General features: G+C 50.9%; 18 protein-coding genes. 17 read left to right on the top strand and 1 reads right to left on the bottom strand.

Translation table 11 applies throughout. From position 1 onward, the window contains the following. The 5 genes from MELB17_RS20960 to MELB17_RS20945 all read left to right on the top strand — a co-directional run. On the top strand, positions 1 to 497 hold a 497-nt coding region (locus MELB17_RS20960; RefSeq protein WP_007352357.1), incomplete at its 5' end, for a hypothetical protein. 60 nt (positions 498 to 557) lie between these two features. Then, positions 558 to 956, top strand: a complete 399-nt coding sequence (locus MELB17_RS20955) for a hypothetical protein (protein WP_007352356.1) — start codon at positions 558 to 560, stop codon at positions 954 to 956. 24 nt (positions 957 to 980) lie between these two features. Further along, on the top strand, positions 981 to 1,247 hold the full coding sequence (locus MELB17_RS20950) for a hypothetical protein (RefSeq protein ID WP_007352355.1): 267 nt from the start codon (positions 981 to 983) through the stop codon (positions 1,245 to 1,247). Next, a complete protein-coding gene (locus MELB17_RS24770; protein ID WP_007352354.1) occupies positions 1,244 to 1,387 on the top strand; it encodes a hypothetical protein in 144 nt (47 codons plus the stop codon). Before MELB17_RS20950 ends, MELB17_RS24770 begins: the two co-directional genes overlap by 4 nt. Before the next feature lie 234 nt (positions 1,388 to 1,621). Next, a complete protein-coding gene (locus tag MELB17_RS20945) occupies positions 1,622 to 2,275 on the top strand; it encodes a hypothetical protein (RefSeq protein WP_036185841.1) in 654 nt (217 codons plus the stop codon). 384 nt (positions 2,276 to 2,659) lie between these two features. Here MELB17_RS20945 and bamE read toward each other — a convergent pair whose 3' ends face one another. Further along, the gene (gene bamE / locus MELB17_RS20940; RefSeq protein WP_007352352.1) at positions 2,660 to 3,133 is read right to left on the bottom strand and encodes an outer membrane protein assembly factor BamE; all 474 of its coding nucleotides are present in this window, start codon (positions 3,131 to 3,133) and stop codon (positions 2,660 to 2,662) included. Between the two features lie 210 nt (positions 3,134 to 3,343). Between bamE and MELB17_RS20935 the strand changes: the two genes are divergently transcribed. The 12 genes from MELB17_RS20935 (at position 3,344) to MELB17_RS20880 (ending at position 15,375) form a co-directional block, all read left to right on the top strand. Next, the gene (locus MELB17_RS20935; RefSeq protein ID WP_007352351.1) at positions 3,344 to 4,564 is read left to right on the top strand and encodes a site-specific DNA-methyltransferase; all 1,221 of its coding nucleotides are present in this window, start codon (positions 3,344 to 3,346) and stop codon (positions 4,562 to 4,564) included. 482 nt (positions 4,565 to 5,046) lie between these two features. Then, positions 5,047 to 5,286 carry a hypothetical protein gene (locus MELB17_RS20930; RefSeq protein WP_007352350.1) on the top strand — a complete coding sequence of 80 codons (240 nt, stop codon included), beginning with the start codon at positions 5,047 to 5,049 and terminating at the stop codon, positions 5,284 to 5,286. Between the two features lie 118 nt (positions 5,287 to 5,404). After that, positions 5,405 to 5,743 (top strand): helix-turn-helix domain-containing protein, encoded by a 339-nt coding sequence (locus tag MELB17_RS20925; protein WP_007352349.1) that lies wholly within the window; start codon positions 5,405 to 5,407, stop codon positions 5,741 to 5,743. Further along, positions 5,721 to 6,950 (top strand): type II toxin-antitoxin system HipA family toxin, encoded by a 1,230-nt coding sequence (locus MELB17_RS20920; protein ID WP_007352348.1) that lies wholly within the window; start codon positions 5,721 to 5,723, stop codon positions 6,948 to 6,950. The genes MELB17_RS20925 and MELB17_RS20920 overlap by 23 nt, the downstream gene beginning before the upstream one ends. Positions 6,951 to 7,055: 105 nt before the next feature. After that, positions 7,056 to 7,412 carry a hypothetical protein gene (locus MELB17_RS20915; RefSeq protein WP_036185836.1) on the top strand — a complete coding sequence of 119 codons (357 nt, stop codon included), beginning with the start codon at positions 7,056 to 7,058 and terminating at the stop codon, positions 7,410 to 7,412. A 36-nt stretch (positions 7,413 to 7,448) separates the two neighbouring features. Next, the gene (locus MELB17_RS20910) at positions 7,449 to 8,864 is read left to right on the top strand and encodes a phosphoadenosine phosphosulfate reductase family protein (protein WP_227499005.1); all 1,416 of its coding nucleotides are present in this window, start codon (positions 7,449 to 7,451) and stop codon (positions 8,862 to 8,864) included. Positions 8,865 to 8,894: 30 nt separating this feature from the next. Next, positions 8,895 to 9,593 (top strand): hypothetical protein, encoded by a 699-nt coding sequence (locus MELB17_RS20905; RefSeq protein ID WP_007352345.1) that lies wholly within the window; start codon positions 8,895 to 8,897, stop codon positions 9,591 to 9,593. A gap of 65 nt (positions 9,594 to 9,658) precedes the next feature. After that, entirely contained in the window at positions 9,659 to 10,501 is an 843-nt protein-coding gene (locus MELB17_RS20900) for a hypothetical protein (RefSeq protein WP_157133374.1), read from the top strand. Positions 10,502 to 10,706: 205 nt separating this feature from the next. After that, entirely contained in the window at positions 10,707 to 11,771 is a 1,065-nt protein-coding gene (locus tag MELB17_RS20895) for a hypothetical protein (protein WP_007352343.1), read from the top strand. Between the two features lie 1,546 nt (positions 11,772 to 13,317). Then, positions 13,318 to 13,509, top strand: a complete 192-nt coding sequence (locus MELB17_RS20890) for a hypothetical protein (RefSeq protein WP_007352341.1) — start codon at positions 13,318 to 13,320, stop codon at positions 13,507 to 13,509. 2 nt (positions 13,510 to 13,511) lie between these two features. Next, complete coding sequence (locus tag MELB17_RS20885; RefSeq protein ID WP_007352340.1) at positions 13,512 to 13,760, top strand: hypothetical protein; 249 nt, start codon at positions 13,512 to 13,514, stop codon at positions 13,758 to 13,760. A 622-nt stretch (positions 13,761 to 14,382) separates the two neighbouring features. After that, positions 14,383 to 15,375: an ERCC4 domain-containing protein gene (locus MELB17_RS20880; RefSeq protein WP_198136532.1), complete on the top strand. Its 993-nt coding sequence runs from the start codon at positions 14,383 to 14,385 to the stop codon at positions 15,373 to 15,375. The last annotated feature ends 144 nt before the right edge of the window (positions 15,376 to 15,519 follow it).

The following is a 15,519-nucleotide window of genomic DNA, read 5'->3' as shown; positions in this document are numbered from 1 at the left end:
TTATGGCTCGCACCAAAAGATTCAACGTTTCAATCTACCTGTCGGACGTCATCATTAATCCGGCAATCGACGCCTGGCTAACTCGTCAAAGCGCACAGCCAACCGTGAAAATGTTCTTGTTCTACAAAAAATCATCAGCCTATGAATTCGGCGTTTTGACAATTGCTCCACGCCGCCCGGACGTAAGCTGGAGCATCGGGTTACCTGAGGCAATGCTGGCCAGCGAAACCCGGAAAGCAATCTTCGACAAGATTTATCAGCGCGCCGGCAGACTGCCACTTATGCCATCAAACGACAACGCCATCCAGTTGCCTGCGGAGTTTCAGGCGCGTGCTGGCGAGGATGTCACTGAATACGCCCGGTCTATTGGTTACACAGGAAAGCGCCGAGTCATTGTGCACGGCGGCAGAGTGACCAACCATCGAAACATGAACTGGCTTGTGTTTTGTGAAAACTGTCGCGAACGAGCATCCACCAATGCCCGCTTAGCCGGGTAAACCCCAAGCATCAGGCGCCTGGGGAGATCTACAACCAGGCGCTAAAAGGAGCATCACACCATGAAACGCATCAACCCTAAAACCGCCTCCCCCGAGGCCGTCCGGGTCCAGGAACGGTTAACCCGCATCGGGCTGGGATGGGCTGACATGGGCACCATTTTAGATATCACTGACCAGCGCCTTTACTACTGGCGCAAGCAAGGCATACCCAAGCCCCAACTGGAGCCCATTGCTTCGTTTTTGGGCTGCACAGTCGATTGGCTGCTCACTGGCAAAACCGAAAAGGTTGCGCCAACCGCAGATCGGGAATTTCTAGCGAGCCTGACCGCCAGCACACGCTTATCAGACAAAGACTGCGCCATACTTAGGGCCATGGCTGAATCACTCATGAACGCACCGGTGCACGCGGTTATGCCACCCTCCCAGAGCGTCGAGCAAGCTCACTACGCACTGCACTAGCGCGAACAAACAAGGAAGAATCTGATGACCATGAAGAATGCTCTCTTTTATAGCTGCAAAGCGGGCCTCTCCGTTACTGCGGTCAAAGCCCACAAGTTCCGGGCAAGGGCGTTGATCGCGGCGGGTGAAATGGGGCAGATTTTCAATACCCATTCAGGCTCCCAGCGCCAGGTGCACAAAAGCTGCGACGGCACATGGATGACCACCCAGCCAGATCCATACCTGGCCGCAAACCTGAAAGGCGTCCTAGTAAAAGAAGGCCTAATTAACTGCATCGAGGAACCAGCATGACTTCCGAAAAAACCAAAGACACCCGGGGAACGTGGATTAAGTACGGCCACTTTCATTACTTTTCGCTTGGCATCGGCTTCCTGGCAGGGACCGCCGTCAGCTTCCTGTACGTCGTTGTGAAGCTGGCACCACTACTCTGACCACGGTCAGGAGTAGATGTTAGGCCTGGGAAGGCGCGAGCCGACCCGGCCCGGCCCATGCTGGAAGGGCACAGCCCGACCGGCATAACAAGCTTAAGGGCAGAATGCCCGCCCGAACCTACACCGCTGTTACTATTACGCAAAGATGGGCGCGAACACAGAGAACGAACCATCACCAGCCAAAAGCATCTGTTCGCAGTAGTTGGTAACGTCCGAATAAAAGGAGCCCAGGCCATGTATAACCCAGACGACATTCAGCAAGCACTCGCGGATATGCGGGAGCAGCAGTCCAGCAGTGCCGACTATAACGAAGCCGCGGACGTACAGCGGTTTTACACAGACAATGATCCTGAGCGGGAAATGCCGGTATCGGAAATTCATCGGGAGCATAAAGCAGCAATTGGTGGCCCTATGCCCAATAGCCTCATTGAAGCTGGAGTGGTGTACGTTCGGAAACACGAAGAAACCTATACCGATGTAGACGGTGATAAGGCGCACTCGGCAACGTATCGAGTAGCAGACAATCAGGATGAGCTTGCAAAGCTCTATATCTTGGCATGCTCCGCGTCAGAATCTCGCCTGCGCTGCCAGCCTCGCATCGTAGAGCACGTAGACTTTAACGTTGATGAGCCGGTGTCTCTGCCGGTTAACGCACACCTGGAACACGAGTTTCGAGACGGCGCCAAACTCTACACCCACGCACGTGGCGTTGTGGTTGAGTTTGAAGGTAGCTTTTACACCGGTACCGTATCCCCGATGACCCGAGAGCTCGGCCCAATTTCAATGGTGGTTGCTGCTATGGAAGCAATCACCAAAGATAAGGCTATTAAAGCCTCTATAGCAGCTGGTTGTCAGTTCAATAGGTTGGTTGTAGAGCAGATTAGATAAGTGTAGAAATATCGATACACCTTCAAGCAATTACAAGGAGTTCCGTATGATCAATTTCAACGTCTTAAAAAACTGTACAACCGCCGAAGTTCAGTCCATTGCCAATACAGCCTACTTGCTAGGGGCGAGAACACAAGTAACTGATACCGAGTTTGTCTGACCTTCCCGGAGTCAGTAACAGCGCTAACTTATGGAATACAGTTGAGAACGATATATTGATTGCAAGCAAAAACCTGAACCAAATAATTCCTCTGTGCATAACAATCATGCAAAGCGAGCAACGCAAAAACTAACAAGACCCATTAGAACCAGGCTTAGTGTGTGATGCTTCGCTCCACACTAAGGCTGTTTCTTCGCTTCAACCCCGCCTATGACCTGGAAACCTCAATTAACCCCATTCGCGGCATCGACCAGAGCATTGCCGGTCGCGCTTGAGCGGGAATTGGTTTTATAGGCCTTTACCACTCTGCCGGAAGTATCAAAACGAACGATTGTGGTTTCATTAATATTCCCACTGAAGTGAGTTATTTCCGAAAAAGGATAAGACCAAATCTCGCCACCGTTTGAATTGTCGATTTCAGGCGGATTGCCAATAATTTGCTCAACCTGTGCAGATCTCATACCCACTTCAACTTGCGCCAGCTGAGCCTCAGTCACCTGAACACCATTACGGTAAGACTGAAACAGGCCACCCATAGCTGAGCCAATCCCGGAAGCAACACCATTCACCGCGCCGCCTACACTTTGGGCTGCACCGATTAGACCTGAATCCTGGCCACCGTTTGAAGCGCAACCGGTCAGCACTACGCCGAGCACTGCGATGACCAATCCTTGCTTTGCTTTAGCAATCAATTTCATAAAAGTCTCTCTTTTGTGTTTTAGACGATCGATATCTTAAAAGTGATTATAAATTAAAATGTACGATAGATCATACGATTATAATATTTTCAAAAAATAGTCTTGCGTGTTCGTTAGTCATTGCTATAAATAGGCCAAAAGCCTATTATTTAATGCTGATATCGCTGGCAATCGCCAGCAAGAAAGGCAGTCGCCAACTAGGGAATCCACATGCAGTTATCATTATTTGAACACGTGCAGAAAGCCTTTGGAGAAGCCTCGGACGTCATCAGTAATAAGCAACTATACACCGCGGTTGCGCGTTCCGCGGGCCTAGCAGAACACGAACTCAACAACACCACAGCCATAGGCCAAGCCGGCGAGCAGCGCAGCGTTATCAAGCGTCAGATTCGGTGGCATCAGCAAACCCTAAAGCACAGCGGCTTGATTCAGCAGGCAGGCCGTGGCCGATGGACGCTGACAAAAACCGGTAAGGTCACCCTGAAGAAAATCCAGCCTCGCTCAACCATGGTCGCGTTTTCGACAGAACTTGGCGTTGCGCTATGGTCGCTGAATGATGATGTACTCAACGCCCTGAATGCCCCCATCACGCTCGTATTAACGTCGCCACCTTATCCACTGCAAACTGCGCGTGCTTATGGCAACCCTAACCTTAATCAGTACATCGATTTTGTAGTGGAAAGCCTGCGCCCTATTGCGAAACACCTAGAGCCCGGTGGCTCTATCTGCCTCAACCTGTCCAATGACATTTTTGAACCCGGCATCCCGGCCCGCTCGCTCTATCGGGAGCGACTAGTCATTGCGCTGGCAGATGAATTGAAACTTTGGAAGATGGATGAGCTGATTTGGCACAACCCCTGCAAACCACCCGGGCCGATTGCCTGGGCCAGCAAAAAGCGTAACCAGTTAAATGTAGCCTGGGAGCCGGTGTACTGGTTCACCAATAACCCGGCACTGGTGAAGTCCGACAACCGCCGCGTACTGCAGCCACACTCAGAGCGACATTTGAAGCTGATCGAAGCTGGCGGTACCGCCAGCGCGAGAACCGCCAGCGATAACGCGTACCGGACCAGAAAAGGCGCTTACGGGAAACCTACTGCCGGCAAAATACCGCGGAACATCCTCACGTTCCCCCATAACTGCCCCGCACAGTCTCGCTACAAGAAAGCAGCCAGAGAACTTGGAATTGCGCCGCATGGAGCACCCTTCCCTTTAAGTTTAGCAACCTTTCTAATCCGCTTTCTGACTGAGCCTGGCGATCTGGTGATTGATCCGTTCGCCGGCAGCCTGACCACCGGTGACGCCGCCCAGCGTGAAGGTCGCCGTTGGTTGATGATCGAGTGCATGTGGGAATACTTACGGGCCGGTGCCACACGGTTTCAGGAGCATAACGATTTTGAATGGGACCGCGAATTTCTCAATCTCGCGTAAACAGCAAAGGAGAACACCATCGCTCAAGCTGCTATGAGGCTCTTGAAAATAGACACCGTATTCCGACACTCATTCAACGTGATAGATTGCCTAGAGTACGACCCCGTTGCCGGCATCTTAGTGATCGGGACGTTTCAGAGACCCGAGTATTATTCCAACCGGAGTGCCGCATGTAGCATTCACAAACCAAACGATAGGTGACCCCAGTGGTAATAGTTGCATTAATCGGCATAATACTGGCCCTAGCCGGATTTAGCGCTCACGTAGATACCAATATGCTGGATGCTTGGATATGGGCATTTCCTGGAATTGGAGTTGCAGGGTTTGCGTTCACAAAACTGCTCAACGAATGTTTTCCAGAAGAATAAGCATTTTAAAGATTGAAAATGGCTTGTATAATTTAGGCCATTGGCCTAATATACGGGTATTGAATCGCTGGCACCCGCCAGCTACCAGGCAGCTGCCAAAACGAGGATTTCCCCATGAGCACACCTACTACCCTGACCAACGAAACAGACGCCACCGGCATTTATCAGGTCACCGTGACCACCACGGCCACCGTCTCCACAATCGTCAACATCATGGCCGACTCGTCCGACGACGCGAATGAGCGTGGCATGCTTCATGTTCAGGAGCATGGCGTGGAGTGGGCACTGGATGAATGCTCAATGCACCCGCGTGACGCCTACTTGCCTGACCCTGACAGCACCGAGATAAGCTAGCCTCGCAGCGGGCATTAAAGATACGCGCACACGTAACGCAGACGGTATGGCGTGGACAAAACAATCTTATTCGATCGCTTAAAAGGTATAATCAACCAAATATGATCGGATACAGGATATGACTCCCTCAAACAATCGGCTTCTAACCAGCGCAGCACAAGATGCCCTGCAGAGCGTAGGTGAGCACATAAAGCTGGCACGGCAACGCCGCAAGCTATCACAGTCCCTCCTAGCTGACCGAGCAGGCGTTGGCGTCGTGACCGTGCGTAGGCTGGAAAAAGGCGAATCGGTCGGAATCGATACGCTGGCCAACATTCTGGTCGCACTCAACCTCGAAGACACCTTGCTGAAGGTAGCCAGCCCATCAGAGGATGAGGTGGGCATCGCGATGGAGAAACGACAAACCCCAAAACGCATTCGCAAACGGAGCAGCGATGACCTGGACACCAATTTCTAAGGCGTATGTATTCTCGACACTGCTCGGTGACCCGGTACCCGTTGGCGTCATAGTAAAGGACGAAGGGATTTTCTCGTTTGCCTATGCCAAGTCCTGGCTCGCTAACCCAATAGCCTATGCGCTAGACCCTCTTCACATCCCTCTGGACACCCAAACCTTTCAGTCCAATCGTCTGTTTGGTGTGCTTGCAGACTCTCTTCCTGACAACTGGGGCCAGCGCGTTATCCTGGCCACCCACAAACAGGCGCCGGCCAACGAAATAGAATGGTTGCTGTCGGCCCGGGGCCGAGGCGTGGGCGCACTTGCGTTTTCAGCGTCTCGCTCGAAAGTTCAGCCCAGCAATACGCCGCCCAAGCTGAGCGATCTGGATCGGGTTCTGACTGCGATGGACGACATACAAGCCTCTCGCCCAGTGGATGACCCTGAGTTGATCCACCTGATTGAGTACGGCTCCAGCTTCGGTGGCGCCAGACCCAAAACGATCATCCAGCATGAAGACACAGAATGGCTGGCAAAATTGTCGCGACATGACGACACCTTTGATCAGATCGGAGCAGAGGCCGCATCGCTGGCTATGGCCAAGCAACTGGGATTGGATGTTCCAAATTTCCAGGTACACATGTCGGGCAAGCGCCCCGTGTTACTTGTTTCCCGATTCGATCGCGAGAGTGGACAACCCAGCGCCCATTACCTCAGCGGGCAATCTGCACTGGCGACACGCAAGATTCAGGAATCGGATTTTGCCAAGGACTATAGCTACCAAGGGCTAGCCACCGTTATCCGCAAGCTGAGCAGCCAGCCGAAACAGGATCTGACTGAACTGTTTACCCGGATGGCCTTCAACGTAGCGATCGGCAATACGGATGACCACCTCAAGAATCACGGCTTCTTATTCAAGCCCGATCAGGGATGGTCTTTGGCGCCGGCATTCGATCTCCTTCCCCACCCAAATCAGATTGCCCAGCATGCCATAGGCATTGGCGTGAACGGTCGATCGTCTACAATCTCCAACCTCCTGTCGCGCTCAAGTGCTTTTGGCCTGAGTGATCAGCAGGCGAACAGGATCGTAGATCAGGTACTGTCCATCGCTGATGAGGCCCACCACTATTTCGGTCAATACGGCGTTCCTGAAACGGACAATCGTGTGCTGTCAGGAATATGCCAACGGTTCTCAGAAGACGACGCCGGAACTGGCCCATCACCGTAAAGTAATAGTTGACTATAATAGGCCATTGGCCTATTATAATAACCGTAGACACATCGCTGGCAACCGCCAGCCAGAATCCAGCAACTGCCAACTACGGTGACCACCATGACACAGCAAGCTTCTTTGTTTTCAACAGCTCCCGATACTGCCCGCCAGGCTATCCAGCTACACCAGCCCGTAAGCCAGGTAGCAGGGCAAGCCGTTGCACACATTGAAGCCGCCCTTGAGTCCGTCACAGTAGGCGTTATAGGTTGCTCTTACGGGAAGGACTCGGCTTCAGTGCTGGGCTTAACCCTACAAGCGTCACGCAATCTGGCCCGCCGCGGCATTCATAGACGCATCGTTGTCGTAACTTCGGATACCGGCGTTGAGAACCCTGCGGTTATCCGCCACGCACACCGTATGGCCGGCCAAACGCTGCAGTGGTCAACCGAACAAGGCCTTGATGTAGAGCAGGTGTGAGTGCGCCCTGTCGCGTCCGAGCACTACTTAGTCACCATGCTGGGTGGCCGAGGCACAGCCAGTGTTCAAGGTGCCTCTTCTAACTGCACAATGTCCCTAAAAATCAGACCTATGGAGCGTGCACTTAAGGAAATTACCGACGATGTTGGCGCCGAAAACGTACTAACAATGATTGGCACACGGTTTGACGAAAGCGCCACTCGCGGGGCCAATATGCGTCAACGCGGCGAAAGCGCCAGCAAGCCGATCAAGAAGCCTGACGGTAGCCTGTTGATGTCGCCGATAGCCGATTGGTCGGATGGTGACGTATGGGGCTTTCTAAACGCCACACCGGCCCGCCTGGGCTTTGATTCCCTCGACTACAGCGGCGTGATTGCCCTATACGAAGCGATTGGAGAATCCACCTGCTCCATCGGTGCAGTTGACCCTAGCTTTAGCAAAAAACCCTCATCGTGCGGTGGCAGTCGTACCGGCTGCTGGGCTTGCCAGAAAGTATCCCGCGATCATAGCCTGGAAGGCATGGTTGAACGCTTCCCGGCTTACGAGCCCCTTACCCGACTGTCGCGCACGATCCGCGCTGGCCATTATGTGCTGCAAAACCGCTCTCTGTTGGCTAAAACCATATCGCCAGAGGGCGGCATCAAAGTGTTCGCCAACGGCTACAGCGCACAGTGGACAGAATCATTGCTGAAGTGGACGTTGAGCATCGACGCTACCGAGGACGACCGAGCTTTCAACACCGGCAAGCCACGCCGCTTCCCTCGCTTGCTGGACCCCGAGCACATCCTACTGATTGGTTTTTCGTGGGCCCGTTACGGCTTGCACAGCACCGGCGCCTTTATACGCATTTATGATGCAGTGGCAACCGGCGCGCGTTACCCCTTACCAACAGATCCGGAAATTGCCACGTTAGAGCAAGCATCGGATCGTGCGATGGTTAAAACGGAGTTCGGAGAGCTTCGCATAACCCAACCTAAGCCGTTACAATTTGGTTACCAGGATGGCTGGCGGTCGGTACTGAGCGAGCTAGCCAGCTTTGATGCGGAATTAGATACCTGCGCCGTCCCGGCGATGAGCCAGCCCGACTACAAAAGTGGTGCCGGCGTAACGCACGACAGCATGGTTAACGCCGAGGCATTGTCTGCAGAAGTGAACCACCTGTTGGATGCAGACGGCAACCCAACAACCGACTTTCATGATTTTATGTGGTGGTACGCACTTGAGCATGCAGCCGGAAAGAAAAGCCACGCATCAGAAATAAACTGGCTACTGCGTGAGGGCATCATCCGCGCGCGTCGTGGATACCAGAGTCAGATCGTTCGCTATCAACAATTTGGCCAAACGCTGGCGGATATGGGCCTGAACAGTGGCTTGGCAACCCTGGAAACGATTACGAGCCACCCGGCGTTTGTTGCAAATCGGCCAAACGCGAAATTTCAGCTAGCCCTGTAACCAGGGCTACACAAACAATAAGGGCGTAAAATGACCACCGAATCCATAACAACACCAACGTTTACAGGTCACCTAATCTTTAATGCTCGTGACGACTTCCAGCGTCTGACCCTGAACGACACCGATGCCGAGATGGCCCAAGCGGAAGGACTGACAGTAATCACCAACGCCGGGCTTATTGAAATCCTAGAGCACATTGGCCCAACGCCCGCAACCGAGCACATGGACGACCAAACCTGGCAGGCACTGGCGCCGGCGCTCAAGCATTTGGCGGATACCCAAGAACACCCTTTTACCCGCGAACCCCCGTCCATTCACGTTGTGCCTCTCGATACGCCAGATGAAATCCTCAACATGGAAGTTGACGCCCTGTTTCGTTTCTACGACTCGCGAGTGGATCTTTATGCGTTTGTACAGATTTCGGAGATAAAGTTTGCCCGTGACACAAATCGAGAACCAAACCCCGATCTGTTTAAGGAGGCATCGTTGGCGGAAAACTTCGACGACATATACCTAACATCGCTTGACGAACTGGAGCAGCAGGCCGAGAACGCCGACATTCAGGCATCTGAAGTTGGGGCAGAGCATGCCGGAGAAAAAGCCATGTACGGCGACTCACCAGTAGGCAGTCAACGTATCGGTGCGCTGTATAATATGGACGCCAAAATAATGCAATACGCAGTAGATCATCACCCAGAAGGCGAATCACCAGGGCTGGCGCCAGGGTGAGCCCAGTCTCAGAGACAAGTGCACATTGTGCGAACGAAATAGAACCACTCATTTTGGAGACTGTTATGCGATCTGGAAAATCCGCTTTATTGGCTGGGGCACTCTTGTCAGTGAGTTTGCTTAGTGGTTGTGCGTCTACGGGTATCACGGAATACCATGATGATCACAGTCGTGCCTGGAATTTAACGCACTCCGTAGGCATGACCAAGCTAAAAGATTCCACCGTTCCTCGCGACCAAATTCCAAGTGCCATTTTGAACACACTTGATACGGGTATTGATGTTTTCTATTTTATGGATAGCCAAACACTCAGCATGGACTTCGGCAATGCGCTTGGCCTTGGCCTAATTGGAATGATCAGTCGCCCCAAATCGCATAGCGAGCGAAGTTCGATTGTTGCTTGGATTCCTCAAGAGGACGTCAATAGTCGTGATGTGGCACACCTATGGCTCGGGGATCAACTGAGAGATGCGACCACAAAAGCTATGGAAACCCTTAAAATTGAGGGTGAAGTAGAATTCCACAATAGAGAAAAGAAAGTGCTTTTTTCAGAAGCCTACTACGAAACTAAAATTACTGGCATAAAAAAAGATGGGACAAAGTGCGGTGCTTACATCCGGACTTATTCGGACATTATTTCCGAACTAAAACCTCTGCCAGACTTTTTGGCCCAAGACACCGAAGGCTATCAGGTTTATGCAGGAGACGACACTAACTACCCTCGGTTCCAGGTTTATTGCTTCAGCGATTCGCTTGAGCAGTATGTTGAGTTCACCACTGAAATCAGCAAAAGCCTGCCTGAGACGGTATTCTTGTACACGCGTCTCATAAAGTATGATGATAATCACGTACCCCCCATGGTTTATGACCACGGAAAGGCGCTGTTCTTCCTCGTAGAGAAAGATTAACCCCGACGAAAAGATGAGAAATATCGCGTTAAGGAAGAGACTGCTGAGAGCAGCCTCTTTTTTGTGCTTTTTGGCCCGCAATACAAAAACTGCCACCATATCGCCTTTAGCCATTGCCACAAGAAGGTTCCATCATGGAACCGTTCGATGTACATTCAGAGTTAACATAACAGATCGATTTAAGGCAGGCTGAGCTGGAGTGACCATGGAAGAGAAGAACAATGATGAGCGACCTACATCGTTCGAAGACACCCTTGATGTGACCGAAAGCAAACATGACATCGAAAACCGCATGCAAATGCAGCTGTTCGCATCCGCAACGTCAGACCGGTCAACCAATACCATACACATTTACGATATAGCGCCCAAATTCTCCTACAATGAAAGTCCGAGCAATGTGTCTGAAACTGCCTTCAGAAACCGCTCTATGAGGGTTGCTGGCGATGAATATCCCGTTGAGATACAGGCCGCTCGAATTAAACGAAACAACGGCGAAGAAGTTCTAATTTGGCCTGGTGAGCGCGAAGAATGTATTGAAGACTCACTCCGCAAGCTGGCCACATCAGGCCAAGGAATACTTGTAAATGGAGAAGCCGGTGTCCGATTTACGCTTTATCAATTGCGCACCGAACTGAAAAATCACAAGCACACATATTCCTACGATCAACTTCGTGAAGGTTTGTACGTCCTCCGGCGGGCCGGGCTACGGATCACAAACCCACTGACTGGCGAAAGCTGGGAAGAAGGATTTTTGAGCCGGTTGGTTGAAGGCGGTCAACGCGGCGTTAAAGACGGACCATCTTATGAGCCTTGGTACGCCTCATTTCACAAACTTGTCACCAAAAGCATCACAGACCTGACCTACCGCCAAATGAATTACCCCCGACTTATGAGCATCCCAGGGCAATTAGCGAAATATATTTACAAAAGGATGGTCGCAGTCTACACATTTGCCGACCTGGACAAGCCATATCAACCAAGTTTGATACAGATTTTGGAAGAAAGTGGTCGAGGCGTCTCGCCTGATATGAAGATCAACATCAAGGCAATGAATCGGGCTCTGAGTCAACTTAAGGCCCAGGGAGCCACTGCTCACTCTGAAGAGCTTAAACGCGTAAAACAGGGAAGGAAAGTCCTCAATATTCGATACAACATCTTTCCAACCCAGCAATTCGTCAGCGAGATCATTGAAGCCAACAAGCAGCAAAAGAAGCATCGCGCAAATGCCAAGAAAACAATGATCCAACAAATCAAATCCACGATAAGCTGACGGTCAAAAGTAGTCAGTTTGATGGAACCTCAGCGCGTGCCACACCCTTTGAACACCGGGTTTTTTGTCAGTTTGATGGAGCCACAGCCTGAGGAGATACCCTTAAGTAACTGATTTTAGTCAGTTCAATGGAACCTCTAGGTCCACCCCGGCATGGTCAGTTTGATGGAACCTCAGCGCTCGACACATCCTTTCAACACCCGGTTTTAGTCAGTTTGATGGAACCGTAGCCTGAGGAAATACCCTTAAGAGGCTGATTTTAGTCAGTTCAATGGAACCGATAGGTCCAGCCCCGACATAGTCAGTTTGATGGAACCTCAGCGCGTGACACGCCCTTTGAACACCAGGTTTTAGTCAGTTTGATGGAACCGCAGCCTGTGTAAAAGCCATTAAATAGCGGATTTTGGTCAGTTTGATGGAACCTCAACCTGAAAAAGAGCAATTAAGTAGCTGATTTTAGTCAGTTTGATAGAGCCGATAGATCCAGCCCCAACATGATCAGTTTGATGGAACCGAAACGTGTAGAAACCATTAAATAGCAGATTTTAGTCAGTTTGATGGAACCACTGCCTGTGTAAGAGTTGTTAAGTAGCTGGTTTTGTTTGGTTTGGTTTGATGAAAACACTAGGTCCTACCCCGGCATAGTCAGTTTGAAGGAACCTCAGCGCGTTACACACCCCTTGAACGCCGGATTTAGTCAGTTTGATGGAACCGTAGCCTGTGTAAAAGCCATTAAATAGCGGATTTTGGTCAGTTTGATGGAACCTCTAGGTTCACCCCGGCATGGTCAGTTTGATGGAACCTCAGCGCGTGACACGCCCTTTAAACACCGGGTTTTAGTCAGTTTGATGGAACCGCAGCCAGCGGAAAAGTCCATTAAGTAGCGGATTATAGTTGGTTTAATGGAATTGATAGGCCTGACTTCATCATGGTCAGTTTAATGGAACCGAAGCGTGCGACAAAGCCACTAAACAGCGGGTTTTAGTCAGAATGATGGAACCTATTAAACCAGCCCCAGAATGGTCAGTTTGATGGAACCTATTAAACCAGCTCCAGAATAGTCAGTTTGGTGGAACCGCTAGAGAGCAACTAGTCAGTTTAGTGGAACCGTAATGGTCAGTTTCATGGAACCGAAGCTAAAAACCCGACAAAAGACGAATATCTGGCTAAATAGTAAGCAAATAACATGGTAACTCAACTGTTCGATCGCAAATTATGGTCAGTCTGGTGGAACCGATAGACCCAAACCCTGTGGACAACTTCACATCAAAGCAAGTAAAACGACTTTCACTGGTCAGTTTGGTGATTCCGTAATAGTCAGTTTGATGGAACCGAAGACAGACAAAAACTGATACTATCTCACTGATTTTGTTGTTTATTATTTGTTGTATTTTCGCCCTATCCCTTTCTTTAGCCTTTAACCAGTATTTAACCAGGGATAGCCCCTAGAGAAACTTGACCTTGGTAGGCCAATGGCCTAAAATATAGTTATTGGATCACTGGCAACCGCCAGTAAAACAAGGCTGAGGCCAACCAGGAGAAAATAATGGAAATCATCTACACCATTCACGACTATGCCGGCCAAACCAAAGACCAAAAATTACGCCGCACTGGTGCTGCCGCGAAGCAATTAATCGATACGGCTGAACAGGTTATTAAACAGCCCCTCAAAGACTGGGTTGGCCTTCGCAATGAGGAATTGGGCATTACCGTACACCACATCGCTCTGGAGGACTGATCATGTCTGCGACCCTTACCCCTATCCCCTTTTTCACCGATGACATCACCTTGGTTCCTCACAGCGTCTCCACCGGACTTTCGGATAAATTATCCAAACCCCTGACCGTTAGCGATTTCGTAACGGCAACTGGAGCCCAACGTGTGGGGTTGTTCAATACAGACGATCACGAATTGCTGATCCAAACCATCTTGCCGGATGGTCGTGAATTCTTCGCCCGAGGCCCAGAGATGTTCCCTGTTTTTCACTAGATTTTAGGCCAGTGCCAGGCCCACTCGCTTTGTGGCCAGGTCACACAAAGAAATCCAGCCTGTGGCCAACCACCAAGAACAAATGAAAGGCCCGGCACAAATTCAGTACAACATGGGTTTTTGCCTGACACTCCGTAGCATCGCTCCGCAAACGCAGAGAGGTGCACGGTAGCCGGGAGGGCAAAGCCCGACTGCGCAACCGACAGAAAGGGGCAAAGCCCCGCCGTCCACGCACCAGCCACTAGTCATACACCACTGCACGATTACCTCAAATTAAAGCCCAAGCCTCATCCCCAAAGGTGCTGTGCTGTAAAAGTCTTACCTTTGCCGGGCATGTAAATCAATCCAAGCCGCGAACAACCGTTAAGCACTTTACGCATTAATTGCACAAAACATAGTCAACCGGCCGACTGCACCCTAGATACTGCTAGGATGTGGATATGCTCAATGGCTGAGAACAAAAGGGAAAATCATGCTTCAGGTCTGGCACCACCCACGAACCCAAGAAATTCGACTGTATTTTTCGCGTACAGCAATTCAAAATGCTTTGGACGTAGCAGACGCAGCACTAGAACTAGGAACTGTGCGTGGGTGGGTGTACAACCTAAATGGTCGACCTGATGTGAAAGTCAGTGTAAAGCAGGACGCACCCGTAGATCGCTTGCTGATCAATGACATTAAAGAGGCCCTGAGAAGCGCAGCACCGTTCACCGATAACGACTCTTGGGATAACCTCGTGGTAGTTACAGAGAACCCGGCTGAGCTGCATTCTGAGGCATCTGAACCAACGACTGAAAAGATCAACCTGGAACCTGTAGCACCAGAGCTTGAACCCCTGGATGAAAAGTCTCCCAACGCTCAAGGGTTTGTTCGGCAAACCCAGCCACGCAACGCGGAGGCATCAAAGCTCCTGATAGACAGCATTAAAATCCCAAAGCCCCTGACCATCGAAATAGCCCGCAAAGAAACCCGACTTATGGCCGACCTACTCGCAGAACACCCGCAGATTGAGGTGGTTCGTGAGACTCTGGAATTGGGCTCCTTTAGAGTGACGGATGACGCCGGGAACCAGCTGTTAATTGAACGTAAGCGGTGCGCCAGTGAAGACGTCGACGATGATTTCGAAAGCAGCATGAAAAAAGGCGGCCAGCTTTTCGACATGGCGGCACGCTTAAAGTTTGAAGTGGACAATTCTGATCACCAGGTAATCCCTATCCTGATCCTGGAAGGAAATCTGCATACCAAGGCATCAACTCTGCTGATCCAACAGCTGGATGGCGCCATAAGCTACCTTGCCGCGGTTCAGCGAATCAGTGTTCTGACCAGCCTAAACGCAAATCACTCTGCTTACATGATCGCCAAGCTGGCCGGCCATTTCATTGAGGGGAGCTACGAGCCTTCAGTGAGCCGCGGGCCTAAACCAAAAACCTTGTTCAACCAGAAAATCCACGTCCTGGAATCCATACCAGGCGTAAGCACTCACATAGCAGAAACTTTGTTGGAACGATTCGGCTCAATCAAAGCCATTGCCGCAGCATCGCAGGGCGAACTGGCTCGGGTCAAAGGGGTAGGTTTGAAGCGTGCCAGAGAGATTAGTGACGTATTGGGCCGTTGAAGACGCTGACCAGCTTTAAGAAAGCAAAGGATTCAAGTACTTCAGGGTCGTCGCATAACCAGCGTTAATTTAGTAGACATATATGGCTATTATGGTAACGTATTGGCCTACAGATTGAGTCCCAATAACCGCGATACAAAGGAT

The sequence above is a fragment of the Marinobacter sp. ELB17 genome, from assembly GCF_000169375.1.
GTDB lineage: Bacteria > Pseudomonadota > Gammaproteobacteria > Pseudomonadales > Oleiphilaceae > Marinobacter.
Note: the sequence above shows the minus strand (reverse complement) of the source record. Positions and strands in the feature narration are given on the sequence as shown.